Raw genomic sequence first — 19727 nt, 5'->3', positions numbered from 1 at the left:
ATTTGCTATGGAAATCAGCTTACTGCAAGCGATAGCCCTGGGCCTGCTGGCCTTTATCGCCGGTCTGGATATGTTCAACGGCCTGACCCATATGCACCGTCCCGTCGTCCTTGGCCCGCTGGTTGGCCTTATTCTTGGCGATTTACACACCGGTATTCTCACCGGCGGCACTCTGGAGCTGGTGTGGATGGGCCTGGCTCCGCTCGCCGGCGCGCAGCCGCCTAACGTCATTATCGGCACCATCGTCGGCACGACTTTTGCCATTACCACCGGCGTGAAGCCCGAAGTCGCCGTCGGCGTCGCGGTGCCTTTTGCAGTTGCGGTGCAGATGGGCATCACCTTCCTGTTCTCCGTGATGTCCGGCGTCATGGCGCGTGCCGACCGCATGGCAGCAAACGCCGACACCAATGGCATCGAGCGCATTAACTATCTGGCGATGCTCGCACTCGGCATCTTCTATTTTATGTGTGCCTTCTTACCCATTTATTTTGGCGCTGAACATGCCAAAACGGCCATCGACATGCTGCCCGCGCGGTTGATTGACGGGCTTGGCGTCGCCGGAGGCATCATGCCGGCTATCGGTTTCGCCGTACTGCTGAAAATCATGATGAAAAACGTTTATATCCCCTACTTCATCATCGGCTTTGTTGGCGCAGCCTGGTTGAAATTACCGGTGCTGGCGATTGCCGCCGCCGCGCTAGCGCTGGCCCTGATGGATTTGATGCGTAAAGACCCTACTCCCCCGCAGCCCGCTCGCGTCCAGAAAGAGGAATTCGAAGATGGCATCTGATACCCAAACGCTTTCACAGGCCATTGAGTCTGATAACATCATCGCAAACGATAATATTTATGAAGATCAGAAGATTGGCGCGGAGCTAACCCGGAAAGACATCAACCGCGTGGCATGGCGTTCAATGTTGCTGCAGGCCTCGTTTAACTACGAGCGTATGCAGGCCTGTGGCTGGCTGTATGGCCTGCTGCCTGCCCTGAAAAAGATCCACACCAACAAACGCGATTTGGCGCGGGCGATGCAGGGGCATATGGGGTTCTTCAATACCCATCCGTTCCTGGTCACCTTTGTGATCGGCATTATTCTGGCGATGGAACGCTCGAAGCAGGATGTAAACAGCATCCAGAGCACAAAAATTGCCGTTGGTGCTCCGCTCGGCGGCATCGGGGATGCAATGTTCTGGCTGACGCTGCTGCCAATTTGCGGCGGCATCGGCGCCAGCCTGGCGCTTCAGGGATCGATACTCGGTGCCATCGTGTTTATCGTGCTGTTTAACGTGGTGCATCTGGGTCTGCGTTTCGGCCTGGCGCACTACGCTTACCGCATGGGCGTGGCGGCCATTCCGTTAATTAAGGCCAATACACGTAAGGTCGGGCATGCCGCTTCCATCGTCGGGATGACCGTTATCGGTGCCCTCGTGGCAACCTATGTTCGGCTATCCACTACGCTTGAAATTACGGCCGGGGATGCGGTAGTTAAGCTTCAGGCTGACGTCATCGACAAACTGATGCCGGCGTTTTTGCCGCTGGTCTATACCCTGGCAATGTACGCCCTGGTGCGCCGTGGCTGGAGCCCCTTGCGTCTGATTTGCATCACCGTCGTTTTAGCCGTTGTTGGGAAGTTCCTTCACTTCCTCTGAGGAGAAAAGCAGATGTTAAGCATCATTTTGAGCGGCCACGGAGGCTTTGCCAGTGGGATGGAGCAGGCAATGAAGCAGATCCTCGGCGAGCAGCCGCAGATTATTGCCATCGACTTTCCAGAAACCTCCTCCACCGCACGGCTGACGGAACAATTTCAAGCCGCTATCGGCCAGTTGGATGAACGCGAAGGTTTGGTCTTTCTGACGGATTTGCTGGGTGGCACGCCTTTTCGTGTTGCCTCGACGCTGGCGCTTGAGAAGCCGGGACGCGAGGTCGTTACAGGCGTCAATCTGCAGCTACTGCTGGAGATGGTACTGGAGCGCGAAGGGCTAAACGGCAGCGAGTTTCGCCGGATGGCGCTGGAATGCGGGCATCGCGGCCTGACCAGCCTGGTCGACGAGATGGCGCGCCACCGGGCAACGGAAGCCAGCGAAGAAGGCATCTGAAGTAAAAGATCGGATTGCTCATCTCCAGTTTCGCCCCCCGTTTAATGCAGGCGGCGGCTCCTGCTGCTTTCATTATGCATCACTTTGGCCTGTGGCGAGATCCGCTACGGGCCTTTCTTTTTCTTTTCTTAATTGTTTTATTTTCAATTAAAATCATTAAAAACAATATGTTAGACACAAACGAAGATCTGCGTCATGATTTTCGTTTTATTTCATTTTGCATGTTGATCTTGTCGATTCCTTTCTATAAATTTTCATAAAGCACTGTAAACCATCAAATGAAACAAAACGAAAGATTATGGCGATAAAAAGCCGACATCTGACGCTGTAATGCTAAGGACTGAGTCATGAGTGAAACTTCCACGGCCACAGATCGCAGCCACACGACCTGGACTGAAAAAGAGATCCGCCAGCAGCCCGTGAGCTGGATCCGTTCCCTACAACAGATAGACCGCACGCGCGACGAGATCGCCGCCTTCCTTAATCCGCTACTTGCGAACGACAAGTTAAAAATTATCCTTACTGGTGCTGGGACCTCGGCATTTATCGGCGACATCATTGCACCGTGGCTGTCTCGTCACACCGGCAAACAGTTTGTTGCCGTGCCGACTACGGATCTGGTGACCAATCCGCTGGACTATCTCTCCCCTGAACAGCCCACGCTGCTGGTTTCCTTCGCTCGCTCCGGTAACAGCCCCGAGAGCGTGGCGGCGGTGGAACTTGCCAACCAGCTCGTGAAATCCTGCTATCACATAACCATCACCTGTAACGAGGGCGGTAGCCTCTACCGCAGCGCGCTGGAGGACAACCGTTCACTGCCGCTGCTGATGCCTGCGGAAACTCACGATCGTGGTTTTGCTATGACGAGCAGCATCACGACCATGATGGCCAGCTGCCTTGGGGTTTTCGCCCCGGACGTTATCAACACGCAGTCATTTCAGGATGTCGCTCACCGCTGTGCCCAAATCATTCATTCACAAGGCGATTTCAGCGAAATCCCGTTTGGCGATCTTCCCTACGAACGCGTGGTCTACCTTGGCAGCGGTGGCTTGCAGGGCGTGGCGCGAGAAGCCTCTTTGAAGGTGCTTGAGCTCACTGCTGGCAAGCTGGCGGCGTTTTATGACACACCCACCGGCTTCAGGCACGGTCCAAAATCCCTGGTCAATAATAAAACGCTGGCGATCGTGCTGGTCTCAAGCGATCCGTACACTCGCCAGTACGATCTGGATCTTCTGGCGGAGCTGCGCCGCGACGGCCTGGCCATGCAAACGATCGCCATTTCAGCCTCCATCAGCCCTGAAATCACATCAGGTCCTCACATCCTGATGCCTGCGGCAGATCGCACGTTCCTCGATGTTGAGCAGGCGTTTTGCTTCCTGATGTATGCCCAGGTTTTCGCCCTCACCTCCTCTGTTAAAGCAGGCATTACGCCGGACACGCCCTCCGCCAGCGGCACGGTTAACCGCGTAGTTAAAGGCGTCGTCATTCATCCCTGGAAAGGCTGAGAGGTTCATCATGAGCATTATCTCCACGAAGTATCTGCTTCAGGACGCGCAGGCCAGAGGCTATGCGGTACCAGCGTTTAATATCCACAATGCCGAAACCATCCAGGCGATTCTTGAAGTATGCAAAGAACTGCATTCCCCGGTGATCCTCGCCGGTACACCGGGCACTTTTAAACATATCGCTTTCGAAGAGATTTACGCGCTGTGCCACGCCTATTCCGAAAGCTACGGCATACCACTGGCGCTGCACCTCGATCATCACGAAAGCCTGGCGGACATCAGCCGCAAAGTTAACGCGGGCGTGCGCAGCGCCATGATTGACGGCAGCCACTTCCCCTTTGCTGACAACGTGAAGTTGGTGAGATCCGTAGTCGAGTTTTGCCACCGCAACGACTGCAGCGTCGAGGCCGAACTGGGCCGTCTGGGCGGCGTGGAAGACGACATGGATGTGGATGAAGAAAGCGCTTTTCTGACCGATCCGCAAGAGGCCCGCCGTTTTGTCGAGCTCACCGGCGTCGATAGCCTGGCGGTTGCCATCGGCACCGCGCACGGCCTGTATACCAAACGCCCGAAAATAGACTTCAAACGGCTGGGCGAGATCCGCGACATCGTCAGCATCCCGCTAGTGCTGCACGGCGCGAGTGACGTGCCTGACGAGTTTGTTCGCCGCGCCATCGAGCTTGGCGTCTGCAAAGTGAATGTCGCCACGGAATTAAAAATCGCCTTCGCCGCAGCGGTGAAAGAATGGTTTGGCGCTAACCCGGAAGGCAACGACCCACGCTTTTACATGCGCGTCGGCATGGACGCGATGAAAGAAGTGGTGCGTAGCAAAGTCGCTGTATGCGGCTCGGCGAATAAGTTGCTGCCGGAATCAGCAGCGGCGCTTTAACTCTCTGACGTAAGGACCTCTGATGAAGACAATAATAAAAAGCTCCCTGCTTATTATGTTCATGAGCAACGCCGCGCTGGCGGCTCAGTACCAGTTGGAAAACACCAACCTTGCCGTCTCTTTCGACGATTCAGGCTCGGCGGTAGTGGTGAAAGACCAGCTGTCCGACCATAAACTGGCACCCATCGAGCTATTTTTCCTGACGCTGCCGGACGAAAAAGTTATCCATACCGCCGACTTTAAAATCAAAAACGTCAGCAAAACCGCAGATGCCATTCAGATTGATTACGAGCGGGACGATTTCTCGGTCAACGTGACCCTGAAGCTGCTGAAGGGCAAATACGCGGCGGTAGACTATACGCTGCAGGCCAAAGGCCAGCCTCGAGAAGTCGCGAAGATCACCTTCTTCCCAACCAAAGGCCAGGCTCAGGCACCTTATGTCAGCGGCGCCATCAACAGTTCCCCCATCGTGGCGGACAGTTTCTATATGCTGCCGCAAAAACCGATCGTGAATACCTACGCCTACGAAACCACCACTAATCTGAATGTTGAACTCAAAACGCCGATTAAAACCGATGCCCCGGTGACCTATACGGTCTACTTCGGCACGTTTGAAGCAACAGACCAGCTTCGCCGTAGCTTTAATGAATTTATCAACGCCATGCGCCCGCGCCCTTACCAGCCCTATCTGCACTACAACAGCTGGATGGACATCGGTTTCTTTACGCCCTACACCGAGAAGGACGTGCTGACCCGCATGGATGAATACGCCAGCGAACTGATAAGCAAGCGGAGCGTGAAGCTCGACGGCTTCCTGCTGGATGACGGCTGGGACGATTTGACCGGGAAGTGGCTATTTGGCCCGGCGTTTAAGCACGGATTTGGTGTTATCAAAGAAAAAGCAGACAGTTTGCATACTTCCGTTGGGCTGTGGCTCTCACCATGGGGTGGCTATAACAAACCACGCGACGTGCGCGTTTCACACGCCAAAGAGAACGGCTTTGAAACCGTGGACGGCAAATTTGCCCTCTCAGGCCCCAACTACTTCCGCAATTTTAATCAGCAAATCATCGGGCTTATCAAAAACGAACATATCACCTCGTTTAAGCTCGACGGCATGGGCAACGCCAACTCGTACATCAAGGGCAGCCCCTACGCCTCTGATTTTGATGCTTCTATCGAGCTTATCAAGAACATGCGCGCCGCCAACAAAGACCTGTTTATAAACCTGACAACAGGTACCAATGCCAGCCCCTCCTGGCTGTTCTACGCCGACTCCATCTGGCGCCAGGGCGATGACATCAACGTTTATGGCAAAGGTTCGCCGGTGCAACAGTGGATAACCTATCGCGACGCGGAAACTTATCGCTCCATCGTGCGTAAAGGTCCACTGTTCCCGATTAACTCACTGATGTATCACGGTATCGTCAGCGCCGAACATGCTTATTTTGGGCTGGAAAAAGTACAAACGGACCAGGATTTTGCGGACCAGGCCTGGAGCTACTTCGCCACCGGCACGCAGCTGCAGGAGCTGTACATCACGCCGTCAATGCTGAACAACGCCAAATGGGACACGCTTGCCGACGCGGCGAAGTGGTCAAGGGCGAACAGCAGCGTGCTGGTCGACAGCCACTGGGTTGGCGGCGACCCGACGCAGCTTGAGGTTTACGGCTGGGCATCGTGGAGTAAAGAGAAAGCGATATTGGGCCTGCGGAACCCGTCGGATAAGCCGCAAAGCTACTATCTCGACCTGAGTAAGAGCTTTGAAGTGCCGAACGGCGAGGCCACGCGCTTTACGCTGAAGCAGGTTTACGGCAAGAACGGAACATTAACCAACGACTACCGCAAGCCGCTGGTTGTGACGCTGAAACCGCTGGAAACGCTGGTGATTGAGGCAACGCCGGTAAACTAACAAAATCATAAGGCCCGAATATATCGGGCCTTATTCACGCTGTTATTCACAAGCCTTCTCTGCCACCAGCACAATACCACGGCGGGATTCATCAGGAGACAGGCTCCAAATCTCAGATTCAGGAATGCTTTCACCGTCATAGCAAACACGCTCTCCGTCATAGGGATAGAAGTGCCCATTCTCGGTATTCAGCACAAACACCTTAACGTGCTTCGATGAACGTGCAATACGCCGCCAAATTCCCTGCCCCCCAGAGTACTGCTCATGATCGCTCATTAAGATCAGATCCTTAGCCAGGATAAGATGCTCATAAAGCGTAGTTGCGACTCGCGTATCACGTGCCGGGCTCTCCACAACCACCCCCTCAACCTGAGTCACGGCTTTCGCTTCCCAGTAGCGCTTCACGGCAACAATAGATTCTTCCTGCCTGGTGCTTTTACGAGGAACAAGATCCAACTTAGCTACCACGAGATGGCGAAGTTCGTTGTTGTCATCAAGAGTCGGTTCAGCATAGATAATCGCCGCCGCAGTTTTATCTCTGCGAAAAATGATTAAAGCGGGTTCACCAAGAATTTCCGTGGTTCCAGAAATCTCGAATGCTCTTTCTAATGCTGCAGGGCTGTAACTGATGGGGTAAACGACCATCCTTGAATCTCCTGGTATCAATACCGGCATAAACTTTAACTCCCTTAAAGTCATTCAGTCATGCACAAATTAACACCAGGGAGTTCGTTTTTTAAACGCTAACCGCGTTGCGATGTGAAAACCAGGAGCCGGCTCGAGAAAACTACTTCTCGCTGTTTTCTAACGCATATTTGTACAAGGCATTCTTTTTCACACCGTGAATTTCAGCGGCAAGCGCTGCCGCCTTTTTCAGCGGCAACTCTGTCTGCAGCAACGCCAGCGTACGTAGCGCTTCGGCGGGCAGTTCGTCATCGCTTTGGACTTTAAAGCCTTCAACAATCAGCACCATTTCGCCTTTGCGGCGATTTTCATCTTCCTTCACCCATGCCAACAGCTCGCCTACGGGCGCGCCGTGGATCGACTCCCAGGTTTTGGTCAACTCGCGCGCCAGCACCACGTAGCGGGATTCGCCCAGCACCGTGCAGATATCATCGAGACTGTCGAGCAGGCGGTGGGTGGATTCATAGAAAATCAGCGTTCTCGGTTCCTGCTCAATCGCCTTCAGCGCATCGCGGCGGCCTTTGGATTTTGCAGGCAGAAAACCTTCATAGCAAAAGCGGTCAGACGGCAAGCCAGCGGCGCTGAGTGCAGCGATAGCGGCGCATGGGCCAGGAAGCGGCACGACGCGAATTCCCGCTTCGCGACAGGTGCGCACGAGGTGGTAACCCGGGTCGTTAATCAGCGGCGTACCGGCGTCGGACACCAGCGCAATGCTTTGGCCTTCCTGCAGCTTCGCCAGCAGCGTTTCAGCTTTTTGTTGCTCATTGTGATCGTGAAGTGCGAAGAGTCGCGCATTAATCGCAAAATGCTGCAGCAAAAGTCCGGTATGACGGGTATCTTCTGCGGCAATCAGATCAACGCTTTGCAACACCGAGAGGGCCCGCTGGGTGATATCCCCGAGGTTGCCGATAGGCGTCGGGACGATGTAGAGCGTACTGGCTGAAATCGCCGCCGTTTCGTGTTGTTTCATTGTTTCATCCGTATTGCCGATTTAATATTGTACATTGGGAAATAAAACCACTGGATACAGAATGCTACCCTCAACCTTGAATCGTTCAAAAGCCGGGCGCTGCCTGCCTGTGTTGCTCGCGGCGCTGATTTTTGCCGGCTGTTCAACCCAGGCGCCGGATCAGTCCGCCACGCTGCTGCAGGGCGACACCACCGCCGGGTCCGCTTACTATCTGCAGCAAATGCAGCAAAGTGCAGATGATAGCAAGACCAACTGGCAATTACTCGCCATTCGTTCCCTGCTAAAGGAAGGCAAACCTCAGCAGGCCGTGGCGTTGTATAACCAACTGCCGCAGCAGCTCAACGATGCTCAAGCTCGTGAACAACAACTGCTGGTGCCGGAAGTGAAGATTGCGCAGAAAGATTTCAGCGCCGCCTCTGCCCTGCTGGAAAAGATTGATCCGAGCGCACTCGACAAGGGCCAACAGAGCCGTTATTACCAGGCTGTGATTGACGCTTCTCAGGGACGCCCGTCTTTAGCGCTGCTGCGCGCGTACATTGCTCAGGAACCGCTGCTGAAAGGCGATGCACATCAAAAGAACATTGATGGCACCTGGCAGGTTCTGTCGCAGTTCTCCCCAGAGCAAATGAACAGCCTGGTAATTAACGCCGACGAAAATACCCTGCAGGGTTGGCTGGATCTGCAGCACGTCTGGAGCGATAACCGTAACGATCCTAACATGCTGAAAGCCGGGATTCAGGACTGGCAAACGCGCTACCCGAATAATCCAGGCTCAAAAACGCTGCCGACTCAGTTGGTGAATGTTCAAAACTTCAAACCGGCCTCAACTGGTAAAATCGCTCTCCTGCTGCCGCTCAACGGCCAGGCTGCAGTGTTTGGCCGCGCGATTGAACAAGGGTTTGAAGCGGCAAAAAACAACGGCGTCGCACCGGTTGCAGCCGTTCAGCCTGCCGCTCAGCCCGTAGATCCTAATGCGCAACAACAGTCTGCTCAGCCTCAAGAACAGCCTCAGCCGCAAGAGCCTCAGGCCCCCGCAGATCCTAATGCTGCAGTGAGTCCGGCAAGCGCGTCCGTCAGCGATCTGACAGACCAGAAGGCACAGGCCGCAACGCCGCAAACCGCAACACCTGCCGCACCGGTTGCCCAGCCAGACGCGCAAACCGCACCATCTGTTGCCGCGAACCCGTCGGCAGAAATTAAGATTTACGACACTAGCAGCCAGCCGCTCTCTCAAGTTCTGGCCCAGGCACAGCAGGACGGCGCCACGCTGGTCGTTGGCCCGCTGCTAAAAAACAATGTTGACCAGTTGGCCAGCACCAACAGCCCGTTAAATATTCTGGCGCTTAACCAGCCTGAAAACGTGCAGAATCGCCCTAACATCTGCTATTTCGCGCTGTCTCCAGAGGATGAAGCCCGCGACGCCGCGGATCACATCTGGCAGCAAAGCCACCGCAATCCGCTGATGCTGATCCCTTCAAACGCTCTGGGCGACCGGGTGGCGAAAGCCTTTGCTACCGAATGGCAGAAACTCGGCGGCGGTCTGGTACTGCAGCAGAAATTTGGTTCAGTGAGCGACCTGAAGCGCGGCATTAACAGCGGTTCCGGGATTGCCCTGACTGGCACCCCGGTAAGTACGCCGTCCAATACGCCACCAGGCGTCACCATTGGCGGGCTGACTATTCCGGCTGCACCTACTGATGCGCAAATCACTGCAGGCAGCAGCGGCAACGTCGATGCGGTCTATATCATTGCGACCTCTGAAGAAGTGGCGCTGATCAAACCGATGATTGCGATGCGCACCGGCAGCCGCAGCAGCGCTCAGCTGTATGCCAGCTCGCGCAGCTCGCAGGGCGTGAACGGCCCGGACTACCGCCTGGAAATGGAAGGTTTGCAGTTTAGCGAAATCCCGATGCTTTCCGGCGGCAATCCACAGCTGATGCAGCAGGCGTTAAGCAGCGTCAATAATGACTACTCTCTAGCGCGTCTGTATGCCATGGGCGTTGATGCCTGGACGCTGGCCAGCCACTTCTCGCAGATACGCCAGGTGCCGGGCTACCAGGTCAACGGCAACACCGGGCAGCTCACCGCCAGCCAGGACTGCGTCATTAACAGGAAGTTAAATTGGCTGCAATTCAGTCAGGGCCAGATCGTTCCGGTCTCCTGAACCGCAAGCAACGCGGCGCGCACTATGAACAGCAGGCGCGTCGCTATCTTGAGCGCGAAGGAATGCGCTTTGTGGCCGCGAACGTGCATGTTCGCGGCGGCGAAATCGACCTCATCATGCAACAGCAGCAGGTTATCGTTTTTGTGGAAGTGCGTTTTCGGCGTAACGATAAGTTCGGCGGAGCCGCCGCCAGCGTAACGCGCAGCAAGCAACTGCGCCTGCTGCATGCCGCTCAGGTTTGGCTTAGCGGCAAAGGTCAAAGTTTTGATACTGTAGATTGCCGTTTCGATGTGTTAGCTTTCACCGGCAATGAAATAGCGTGGCTGACCAACGCGTTTGCCGCCGATATCTAAAAAACTCCAGGTAGAATCAACGTGCTCGAAAGAATCAAAGTCTGCTTCACGGAAAGTATTCAAACTCAGATTGCCGCAGCGGAAGCCCTGCCGGACGCCATCTCCCGTGCCGCGATGACGCTGGTTCAGTCTTTGCTGAACGGCAACAAAATCCTCTGTTGTGGCAATGGTACCTCCGCCGCCAACGCACAGCATTTTGCTGCCAGCATGATCAACCGTTTTGAAACAGAGCGCCCTAGTTTACCGGCCATTGCACTTAATGCAGATAATGTGGTCTTAACCGCGATCGCTAACGACCGTCTGCATGAAGAAGTTTATGCCAAACAGGTCCGTGCGCTGGGCCACGCCGGGGACGTTTTGCTGGCGATTTCCACCCGAGGCAATAGCCGTGATATTGTCAAAGCGGTTGAGGCCGCTGTCACCCGCGACATGACCATCGTCGCGCTGACGGGCTATGACGGCGGCGAACTGGCAGGACTGTTGGGGCCACAGGATGTTGAAATCCGAATCCCTTCTCATCGCAGCGCCCGCATCCAGGAGATGCATATGCTGACGGTAAACTGTTTATGCGATCTGATCGACAATACGCTATTTCCCCACCAGGATGGCTAATAGCTAATTTTGAGAAAGGAGAAGGAATGAACATGAAGGCCATTACGCCAGTCGCAGTTCTTATTTCCGCGCTGTTGCTACAGGGCTGCGTCGGTGCCGTTGTTGTGGGAAGCGCCGCCGTAGCGACAAAAACTGCGACAGACCCACGCACCGTTGGGACTCAGGTTGATGACGGCACGCTTGAATTACGCGTGAACAGCGCGCTCAACAAGGATGAGCAAATCAAGAAAGAAGCGCGTATTAACGTGACGGCTTACCAGGGCAAAGTGTTACTGGCCGGTCAGTCTCCTAATCCGGATCTCGCCTCTCGCGCGAAGCAAATTGCGCTGGGCGTAGACGGCGCAACCGAAGTCTATAACGAGATTCGAATTATGGCTCCGGTCGGCCTGGGCGTTGCGTCTAGCGATACCTGGATCACCACAAAAGTTCGCTCTCAGTTGCTCACCAGCGACCAGGTGAAATCGTCTAACGTGAAGGTCACTACGGAGAATGGCGAAGTGTTCCTGCTTGGTCTGGTAACCGAACGTGAAGGTAAAGCCGCGGCGGATATTGCCAGCCGGGTTAGCGGCGTGAAGCACGTCACCACCGCGTTCACGATCCTGAAATAACGGCCCCTCACCCTAACCCTCTCCCCACAGGGGAGAGGGGATAAAAAAGCCCGCCCATTTAATCCCAATATTCCTTAAAGCTGGGATAAATTCGCCCACTGAATTCCCCCTCTCCCTTCCAGGGAGAGGGCCGGGGTGAGGGTCAACTGCAATTACAGCTTACTCAGGCACTCCATCGCCACCGCTTTAAAACTGTCAAAATCCTTACTCTCGCGCAGCCGAACCATCGCTCGCTCACGCAGGAACGTCACAAACAGGTCGTAAATCGCCATCGCCTCTTCGTATTCGCTTTTGCTAATCGCCAGCAGGAAGATCACGTGTGCCGTCTCATCCCCCCAGCTAATACCGTGCGGCGCCAGCACGGTGTAAACCACCGTTTTTTTCGCCAGCAGGCCCAGCGAGTGCGGCAGCGCAATGCCTTCGCCCAGCATGGTACTGACGATGGCCTCGCGCTCCACCACCGACGGATGAAAATCTGCATCAACCACGCCTTCCCGCTCCAGCTGCTCACAGAGTGTCAGGAACAGCTGCTGCTGAGTCATAGGCCGATCGATAATGCGGAAATGGCTGGCATCGAAGAATTTCTCCAGCATGTAAGGCCTTGTTCTGTCCACCAGCACCAGCTTGCCAAGCTGTTCGAGCTGATAGTCCGTCGGGAACGGCGCCATCACCACCACCGGCTTTTCTTTCTCATTGATGCGCGCCGTGCTGATCACAAAGTCCTCATCCACGGTTTCGAGCTGCTCGTAGTCGCGCAGAGAAATAATGTTGGTCACTTCCACCTGCGGATATTTACGCAGCAGCATCGCCTGCAGCATACGCACCGTCGAATTCCCGGTATCGCAAACCAGCAGCACGCGAGGATGCCTCTGGTAACCAATGTTGTAATGGCGTTCCAGACCCACGCCGATGTGCAACACCAGAAAACCAATTTCGTTTTCACTGATGGCGTAAGGGGTATATTTTCCCCAGCTTGAGACCGCCGCCAGCGTCATGTCGTAAGCCAGCGGATAATGCTGTTTGATGTTAGCCAGCAGGGGGTTCGGGATGTTTATCTGGTAGCGCACCCGGGTGATCATCGTCTTGATGTGGGTCAGCAGGTCGGCGTGCAGCTGCTCGTCGCTAAGAAGGTTGTAGTTATAGTGGGTGTTGATGTAGCGCAGGATGTAGTTAACCAGCGCTTCGTCATCGTCGGCGCTGATCGCGCTCGGCGCCACTTCCTGCACCTGCCGCGAGGCGATATGCACCTGCAGCCACTGCTCTTCAGCTTCGGAAAGCGGCTTACCCGCCAGTTGCTGAAGAAGAGCGGCAATCTGTCTGGCCGCCTCTTTCACCTGGACATCAACGTTATCCGCCGTAAATTCCGGGAGCGGATAGCCTTCGCTGATGCGACGAACCGCCACCGAACAATAGAGGCGAATAAACTGCTCGCCTTCATCGGTCAGGCGGATGTGGCAGCGGGTAAAGCAATCGTGCAGCGAACCGGCGAGCAACTCCGGGACACCCGCGTTCAGCGCTTCTTCCGTCAATAACGGATTTTCGCTGTCCTCTAAGGCTAACTGCCACAGCAGATCGGTCAGGCAGGCGCGAATAGCCGTTTCGCTGCCGAACAGCTTCATGCCGTGGCGCGGGCGTGTCTCAATAGTCAGGTGATAGCGGTTAAACCACTCCCGCACTTCGGCCATATCGCTTTGCAGCGTGGCCCGGCTGACAAACCACTCTTCGGCCAGATCTTCCAGCTTCAGTGAAAACGCCGCCGTCAAAAAACGCACCACAAGGTAATGCACGCGTTCTGGCGAAGTGCGAGGAATACGAAGCTGACGCGGGCGATGCTGCACCAGCTCGCCGTAACGCTCAGTATCCTCGATATTCAGTTGATAGCCCGCACCGCGGGTAAGCGTAAACTGAGCCCCGAAGCCTGACATCAGCGCATTAAGCGCCGTGATGTCGGCCCGAACCGTACGAGTAGAAACGGACAAACGCCGCGCCAGTTCATCCTGGGGCAGCGTTTCGTTTTGCAGCATCTCAAAAAGCTGAGCCAGCCGTTGATTGGGGAATCTCACTACCGCTTCCTTTGGTTATCGGGGCGTTTAAGCGCCCCGTCCTGCTTTACTTAAACGGGGTGAAGACCATCTGTGACGGGCTTCCCACCGCCGTATAATCCTCGATAAAAGTTAATTTACCGTTGCCCGGTGCCACGCTAAAACGAGTAATGTTATCGCTGCGCTGGTTCAGGGCATAAAGATGTTTGCCGGTATTATCCAGCGTCAGGCCTCGTGGATAGTCGCCTCGCGTCCAGATATCGTCCTGGTGCGTAAGCTCGCCATTAGCGCCCACGCTGAAATGCGCGATGCTGTTATGCAGGCGGTTGGCCACATACAGTTGCTTGCCGTCGTGGCTCAGCACCAGGCCCGCGGCAAAGCTCGTGCCCTTATAGCCTTTTGGCAGGGAAGAAATCGTCTTTCCTTCGGTCAGCGTGCCTTTCTCTCGGTCAAGCTTGTAATGGGTAAGCGTAGAAGCTTCTTCGTTAATCAACCACAGGCTCGCGCCGTCTGCGGCAAAGACAAAGTGGCGCGGTCCTGCGCCTTTTGAAGAGGCGGCGATAAACGGCGGATCGTTTGGCTCCAGCACACCTTTGTTTTGATCAAAGCGATACTGGTAGATCCGATCCAGGCCAAGATCGGTGGAGAAGACAAACTTGCCGCTCGGATCGGCGGCAATCATATGGGCATGCGGGCCGTTATGATCGCTGGCGGCAAAGCTGCCTTCTACCGCAGCTTCTGGTTTCGCCGCCCCCGGCTCACCGCTGTCCTGATGCTTGTCGCTGGCTTCCTGCAGGCTGCCATCTGCATTAATCGGCAGCACGGAGATTGAGCCGCTCACGTAATTAGCCACCAGCAGGTGCTTGCCCTGCGGCGTTAAAGACAGATAAACCGGGCCCGCGCCCCCGGAAGATACCTGATTCAGTTCGGTCACACTTCCGTCATCGCCCACGCGCAATGCCGCTACCACGCCTTTCTCGGCTTCGCTGGCCACATACAGCGTTTTACCGTCCGGCGACGCGGTGAGCTGTGCGGCGTTCGGCAGCGAGCTGACCAGCGTTTTCTCGCTAAGCGCGCCGGTTTTGGTGTCAACCTGGAAGCGGTAAAGTCCTTCGCCGTTCGGGTTGTAGGTTCCCACCCAAGCGTAATGACTTTGCGCCGCGCTGTTGCCAGCGGCGAGTAAGGCAAATGAAGCAACAAGCAGAGTGCGTGCAGACATGCGTTTGTCCTCGAAGTGTGGTTGATGAGGATTATACCCTCACCCTAACCCTCTCCCTAAAAGGGAGAGGGGATCTTTCTTAGTCACATCAGTCTTTATTTTCCCCCTCGCCCCTTTGGGAGAGGGGAAACAGCGAGCGCTTTACCCCACCAGCTTCTTCGTCATCGCCAACAGCGTGGCAACATCTGCCGGACGCGTATTGCCGCTGGCCTTGTCGATAATCGAACTGTAAATATGCGGGATCACTTTGCTAACGCCGGCATCCAGCGCAATCTTCAGGATCTCCTCGTAGTTCTCGAGATCGATGCCGCCGGTCGGCTCCAGCCAGAAATCATGCTTCGCACAGGCTTCCGCTACCGCCTGATACTCTTCGCGGCAGTCCAGCCCACCCATCGGGAAATATTTGATTGAGCTGCCGCCCATATCCTTCAGCAGCGCAATCGCGGTCTCCACAGGCACGATACCGTCTGCAGCGCCAGAGCTTAACGGGCCGGTGGAGATTTTTACCATCCCGACGGTGCCGGTCGGTGAAACCAGGCCGTTGACCACGCTGTCATTCTGGCCCAGCAGCGCGCGGCTGGTGCCCACGCCGGTAAACACCTGGTTGACGTGCTGGGGCTGAATCTGGCCGGAGATTTCACTCACCATGGCAGATTGGTTCGGGTCGCCTGCACCAAGGCCAACGGACAGCGCGTTGTCGATGAGCGCCGCGTAATCACGCATGTCGGCGACCGCGCTTGCTACATCCGGGTAGTTTTTAGATAACACGCCGACCAGCACATGGCCTTCCGCCGCCTGGTAAATCTCTTTGGCGTTTTCTTTGGAGCCGGCCAGGACGTTCAGGCACACGCGGTCACGGTAAAAATTCGGGGTCAGTTTCATGCTTATTTCTCCTTGCTTACCAGCGCTTTGATGCAGCGGTAAATAATCTCCAGCTGTGCCGCACTTACGCTGCGCACATCCGCTTCAATAATGCCTTCGTTAGCCTTGTAGCCACGGAAGTAGATGGCGTATTCGCCTTGTTTCAGCTTGCTGACCAGTTCGCCGGTGCTGATGCCAACGGTCGCTTCATCGAACTTGATTTCGCTGCGGGCGATATCACGGCCAGCGGCGTCCCACACCACGCGCGCGGTAACGCCGTTCAGCGTGTTCAGGCTGTCGATAAACGGCGTCATTTTGGCGACCATTTCGGCCCCGCTCTCTTTGGCCGCGCTCAGGTAATGCTCAATCGCGCAGGTCAGGCCGAGAATGCCTTCTTTACCGACTTTCATCGCACGCCCGATGCCGCCAGTTTGCAGCTTCACCCACTCGACGTACTGCTCTTTGCCGATCACCAGCCCACTGGTTGGGCCTTCAATGGCTTTCGCCCCGCTGTAAATCACCAGGTCAGCCCCGGCGCGGTAATAGCACTGCAAATCTTCTTCTGCTGCAGCGTCAACAATCAGCGGCAGGTTGTGCTTACGTGCCACGACAACAGCCTGCTCAACGCTGAGCATGCTTTTCTGCACCGAATGGTGGGATTTGATGTAAAGAATGGCCGCCGTGCGTGGAGAAATGGCCGCAGCCAGCTGGTCTGCTGAACATTCGTTGGCGTAGCCCGCTTCAACGATTTTGCCGCCGCCCAGGTTCACCATAGTGCCGACCGGCGCACCGAAGTTAACGTTGTGGCCCTTCGGCAGCACAATCTCGTTGTTCTCCAGCGGGGCGGCATGCAGGTTCTCGATCAGCCATTGATTGTCTTTTACCAGCACCGCAGCTACAGATTGGGCAATACCGGCAGAAGCGCAGGACACCACGGTCGCCGCTTCAACGTCGAGCAGCCCGGCAATGTAGGCGCCGGTCTTGTTGACCAGATCCTTCATTTCGAAGTAGTGATTCATGCCGGTGGTGACCGCGTCCACCACTTCCGGGCGAGGCGTAGACACACCGAGGGCAGTCATGCGGCCAGATGCGTTAATCACCTGTTTTAAATTGTATTTTTCATAGATCGAAGACATGTTCAGCTTTCCCTTGTTCGGTAGTAAACCATTTCCCGGCGCGCACTGCGGCCAACGCCACCAGCGCCTGGTCACCCGTCAGCGTTTGCTGCTCTGCGTCGGTAAATACCGTTGGCTGGCGGCGCAGCTCAAAGACGGTCAGATCGCCATCAAGCCCCACGGCCAGGCGACCTTTATTTTTCAGACGTAATCCATCGGCAGCGTGAGCGGTCACGCAGTCGATAACCTGAGGCAACGACAGGCCAATGGAGAGGAATTTCGACATCACTGCGCCAAGTGAATGCACCGGGCCGCTGATGCGGTTGCGGCAGTAGATATCCGAACTGATGCTGTGCGGCAGAATGCCCTGCTGAATAGCGACACGCGCCACGTCAAAACTAAAGCTGGCGGTGCCGTGCCCGACATCCAGACGCACGCCGCGCTGAATCGCCTGCGCCACGGAGGCTCTCAGTTGCCCGGCCGGATTAAGAATGCGGTTCGGCTTACCGTTATAGCAGTGGGTGATGATATCGCCGCTGGTCAGCAGCTCGGCCACTTCATCGAGGTCCGGTGGGTTGTTGCCGATGTGCACCATCAGCGGCAAGTCACCGTTTTCTTTTTGGATAGCCTTAGCGCGCACCAGCGGCGTAATTCCGTTGTCTCCCACCACGCTGCTGCTCATCCGCGCTTTTAAGCCCACGATAAAGTCCGGGTGGCGCTTCACCGCGCCGCGCACGGCGTCAGCGTCAATATTCGCCATATTGGACAGTTCGTTCTGGGCAATCAGGCCCACGCGGGAGATGTTGAGCAACGCATAAACTTCCGTCGCGGCGCTGCGGGTGATTTGATAGAAATCGTCGACGTCATCGGCCCCGGTGCTTCCGGCATCAACGACCGTGGTCACGCCGGTATGAATCCCTACGCTGTCAGGTTCGTCGTGGTAGATAGGGGACTTGGGATAACAGTGAACGTGGGAGTCAATCCAGCCGGCGCTGACGTAGTACCTGCCGTTCAGCTGGCGCTCTTCAGTTGCCTCGCCGGTTATCTTGCCTAAGGCGGCAATCTTGCCGTCCTTCAGGGCGATATCGATCACGGTATCGTCCACCAGCCGCGCCTGGCGCAGGATCAGGTCAAACATATCTTTCTCCTTAACTGGCGGGCGAGCCGCAGCCCGTCCGCCCTGGAAATACGACTTACAACGCTACCGGGAAAATGGAACCTAAAATCATTGCGCCCAGGATCGCCCCGCCGGTAATCGGTTTGCCCCAGAGGTAAAACAGCAGAGAGCCGATCAACGAGCCGATGCCGATAGGAATCGAAGCCGTCATGGCGCTGAGGATAATCAACGGCCCAAGGAAGCGGCCGGAGGCGTTGCCCGCGCCCATCATGACGTCCGCCCCGTAGGTCGAGTCGCTCTGATTGATGGTGAACTTACGTGCCAGGATGATGATGTAGCCAATGGCGAGACCAATCACCAGGCCGGTCACCAGCGATGCGGCAAAGTTTGCCACCGGGAAGACAAAGCCCGCGCCCAGCAGCAGCGCCGGAACGCCGAGGCCTACGCCGGTTTGAATCGCCCCACCAATATCCAGGATCCCGACCAGAGAGCCTTCGATGATGCGGGCAAACAGGAAGCTGGCGCCAAACGCCGCCACCGCGCCGTAAACGCCGGTATCAATCCCGGACTTCAGCATCGCCACGAAGGCCACTTCGTTAAACGCGCCGATACCGTACAGGTAGTACATGTGTGTCCCGGCAAACACGCCGGAGGAGAGCAGGCCGACAAAGATCGGGAATGACCAGTCCGCGTACCAAAAGCCTTTATTCTGTTCCATGCGTTATCCCCTTATTTGCCGCTCAGCGAGTTATGCAGCAGATCCAGCCAGTTCGGCACGGTCATGTGGAAAGACTCGATCATCTTCATGTCGAACCCGCGGAAGAAGGCACTCAGCACAAACAGGGCCACGATAGCCGTCATCATCACTTTGGTGACGCGGTGCCAGCCGCTTTCTTCAACGCCTTTACCGATCAGGATACCCAGCACCAGCCCCGGCACGGCGTTGCCCATGATCAGCTGCGCTGCGCCGCCGAAAATGGTTGCCCAGAAGCCAGATTTTTTACCGGCATCGATAGCCGCCAGCCAGAAAATAACCGGCATCACAGTGTTCACCAGCAAATTAGCCGCAGGCACCAGCACTTTGACTGCCGTGACCTGAAGCGCCGCTGGCACCGCAGAGGCCGTAGAGTTCAGGAACGCCACCACGATCATGCCGATGATGCCGCAGGCGATAGCCATTTTTTTCGGGTCGTGGAGGGTTTCCGCCACGTTACGGTTCTTCACCATCAGTGCCGCCGCGCCCCAGTTAGGGATGATGCGGTGGTCAACGTCCTGGGTGAATGCCCCCGCCGCGACGGAAGATGCCCAGGCGTTAAAGAAGAAGCCAAGCCCAAAGGAGAAGTGAGAAGCCGGGTCCCCTTCGCAGGAGTTCAGCTCGCCGAGTGTACGAAATGCGCCCATGCCCTGAGAGGTTGGCGCATGGAACATACGCGCGGCCCCGGCACCAACGCCCACACCGACGAGGCCGCCGATAATGAGTGATTTGAATAGTATGATTAAGAACATGTATCTGCCCTTTTCTACCCTGCTTATCTGTCGCTGTAGACGCGTGAACTACAACACCAGCTAATTGGGTATAA

The 19727-nt window shown here is 55.9% G+C and carries 19 protein-coding genes; 10 read left to right on the top strand and 9 right to left on the bottom strand.

What is annotated here, in order from left to right; all coding sequences use genetic code 11:
* The first annotated feature begins 7 nt into the window (after positions 1–7).
* The 6 genes from agaW to LH23_RS07395 all read left to right on the top strand — a co-directional run bounded on the left by agaW (position 8) and on the right by LH23_RS07395 (position 6402).
* Complete coding sequence (agaW, locus tag LH23_RS07425) at positions 8–790, top strand: PTS N-acetylgalactosamine transporter subunit IIC (protein ID WP_039289638.1); 783 nt, start codon at positions 8–10, stop codon at positions 788–790.
* Positions 780–1649, top strand: a complete 870-nt coding sequence (gene agaE, locus LH23_RS07420; protein WP_039289635.1) for a PTS N-acetylgalactosamine transporter subunit IID — start codon at positions 780–782, stop codon at positions 1647–1649. The genes agaW and agaE overlap by 11 nt, the downstream gene beginning before the upstream one ends.
* A gap of 12 nt (positions 1650–1661) precedes the next feature.
* Positions 1662–2096 carry a PTS galactosamine/N-acetylgalactosamine transporter subunit IIA gene (gene agaF, locus LH23_RS07415; protein WP_039289633.1) on the top strand — a complete coding sequence of 145 codons (435 nt, stop codon included), beginning with the start codon at positions 1662–1664 and terminating at the stop codon, positions 2094–2096.
* Between the two features lie 347 nt (positions 2097–2443).
* Positions 2444–3601, top strand: coding sequence for an SIS domain-containing protein (locus LH23_RS07405; protein WP_039289627.1), 1158 nt, complete (start codon positions 2444–2446; stop codon positions 3599–3601).
* 10 nt (positions 3602–3611) lie between these two features.
* On the top strand, positions 3612–4490 hold the full coding sequence (gene kbaY, locus LH23_RS07400) for a tagatose-bisphosphate aldolase subunit KbaY (protein WP_039289625.1): 879 nt from the start codon (positions 3612–3614) through the stop codon (positions 4488–4490).
* 22 nt (positions 4491–4512) lie between these two features.
* Positions 4513–6402 (top strand): enterotoxin, encoded by a 1890-nt coding sequence (locus LH23_RS07395; protein WP_039289622.1) that lies wholly within the window; start codon positions 4513–4515, stop codon positions 6400–6402.
* A 42-nt stretch (positions 6403–6444) separates the two neighbouring features.
* On the opposite strand, the gene LH23_RS07390 is transcribed toward LH23_RS07395, so the two are convergent.
* A complete protein-coding gene (locus LH23_RS07390) occupies positions 6445–7047 on the bottom strand; it encodes a hypothetical protein (protein ID WP_039289619.1) in 603 nt (200 codons plus the stop codon).
* Between the two features lie 142 nt (positions 7048–7189).
* Positions 7190–8056, bottom strand: a complete 867-nt coding sequence (rsmI, locus tag LH23_RS07385) for a 16S rRNA (cytidine(1402)-2'-O)-methyltransferase (protein WP_039289618.1) — start codon at positions 8054–8056, stop codon at positions 7190–7192.
* A 61-nt stretch (positions 8057–8117) separates the two neighbouring features.
* Between rsmI and LH23_RS07380 the strand changes: the two genes are divergently transcribed.
* The 4 genes from LH23_RS07380 to dolP are packed head-to-tail and all read left to right on the top strand — an operon-like array spanning position 8118 to position 11793.
* Complete coding sequence (locus LH23_RS07380; RefSeq protein WP_039289615.1) at positions 8118–10220, top strand: penicillin-binding protein activator; 2103 nt, start codon at positions 8118–8120, stop codon at positions 10218–10220.
* Positions 10178–10573, top strand: coding sequence for a YraN family protein (locus tag LH23_RS07375; protein WP_039289611.1), 396 nt, complete (start codon positions 10178–10180; stop codon positions 10571–10573). Before LH23_RS07380 ends, LH23_RS07375 begins: the two co-directional genes overlap by 43 nt.
* A gap of 21 nt (positions 10574–10594) precedes the next feature.
* Positions 10595–11185, top strand: a complete 591-nt coding sequence (diaA, locus tag LH23_RS07370) for a DnaA initiator-associating protein DiaA (protein ID WP_008453676.1) — start codon at positions 10595–10597, stop codon at positions 11183–11185.
* Between the two features lie 32 nt (positions 11186–11217).
* A complete protein-coding gene (dolP, locus tag LH23_RS07365) occupies positions 11218–11793 on the top strand; it encodes a division/outer membrane stress-associated lipid-binding lipoprotein (protein ID WP_008453679.1) in 576 nt (191 codons plus the stop codon).
* A gap of 152 nt (positions 11794–11945) precedes the next feature.
* Here dolP and LH23_RS07360 read toward each other — a convergent pair whose 3' ends face one another.
* The 7 genes from LH23_RS07360 to LH23_RS07330 form a co-directional block, all read right to left on the bottom strand.
* Entirely contained in the window at positions 11946–13856 is a 1911-nt protein-coding gene (locus LH23_RS07360) for a BglG family transcription antiterminator (protein WP_039289606.1), read from the bottom strand.
* A 46-nt stretch (positions 13857–13902) separates the two neighbouring features.
* Positions 13903–15054 carry a lactonase family protein gene (locus tag LH23_RS07355; protein WP_039289603.1) on the bottom strand — a complete coding sequence of 384 codons (1152 nt, stop codon included), beginning with the start codon at positions 15052–15054 and terminating at the stop codon, positions 13903–13905.
* Positions 15055–15195: 141 nt separating this feature from the next.
* On the bottom strand, positions 15196–15936 hold the full coding sequence (gene dagF / locus LH23_RS07350) for a 2-dehydro-3-deoxy-phosphogluconate aldolase (RefSeq protein ID WP_039289601.1): 741 nt from the start codon (positions 15934–15936) through the stop codon (positions 15196–15198).
* 2 nt (positions 15937–15938) lie between these two features.
* Positions 15939–17051 carry a DgaE family pyridoxal phosphate-dependent ammonia lyase gene (locus tag LH23_RS07345; RefSeq protein ID WP_039289599.1) on the bottom strand — a complete coding sequence of 371 codons (1113 nt, stop codon included), beginning with the start codon at positions 17049–17051 and terminating at the stop codon, positions 15939–15941.
* Complete coding sequence (locus LH23_RS07340) at positions 17035–18168, bottom strand: amidohydrolase/deacetylase family metallohydrolase (RefSeq protein ID WP_039289596.1); 1134 nt, start codon at positions 18166–18168, stop codon at positions 17035–17037. Before LH23_RS07340 ends, LH23_RS07345 begins: the two co-directional genes overlap by 17 nt.
* A gap of 55 nt (positions 18169–18223) precedes the next feature.
* Positions 18224–18865: a DUF4310 family protein gene (locus LH23_RS07335; protein WP_008453690.1), complete on the bottom strand. Its 642-nt coding sequence runs from the start codon at positions 18863–18865 to the stop codon at positions 18224–18226.
* Positions 18866–18876: 11 nt separating this feature from the next.
* Positions 18877–19653 (bottom strand): DUF4311 domain-containing protein, encoded by a 777-nt coding sequence (locus LH23_RS07330; RefSeq protein WP_008453692.1) that lies wholly within the window; start codon positions 19651–19653, stop codon positions 18877–18879.
* Between the last annotated feature and the right edge of the window lie 74 nt (positions 19654–19727).

This window comes from Cedecea neteri (assembly GCF_000758305.1).
Lineage (GTDB): Bacteria > Pseudomonadota > Gammaproteobacteria > Enterobacterales > Enterobacteriaceae > Cedecea > Cedecea neteri_C.
Note: the sequence above shows the minus strand (reverse complement) of the source record. Positions and strands in the feature narration are given on the sequence as shown.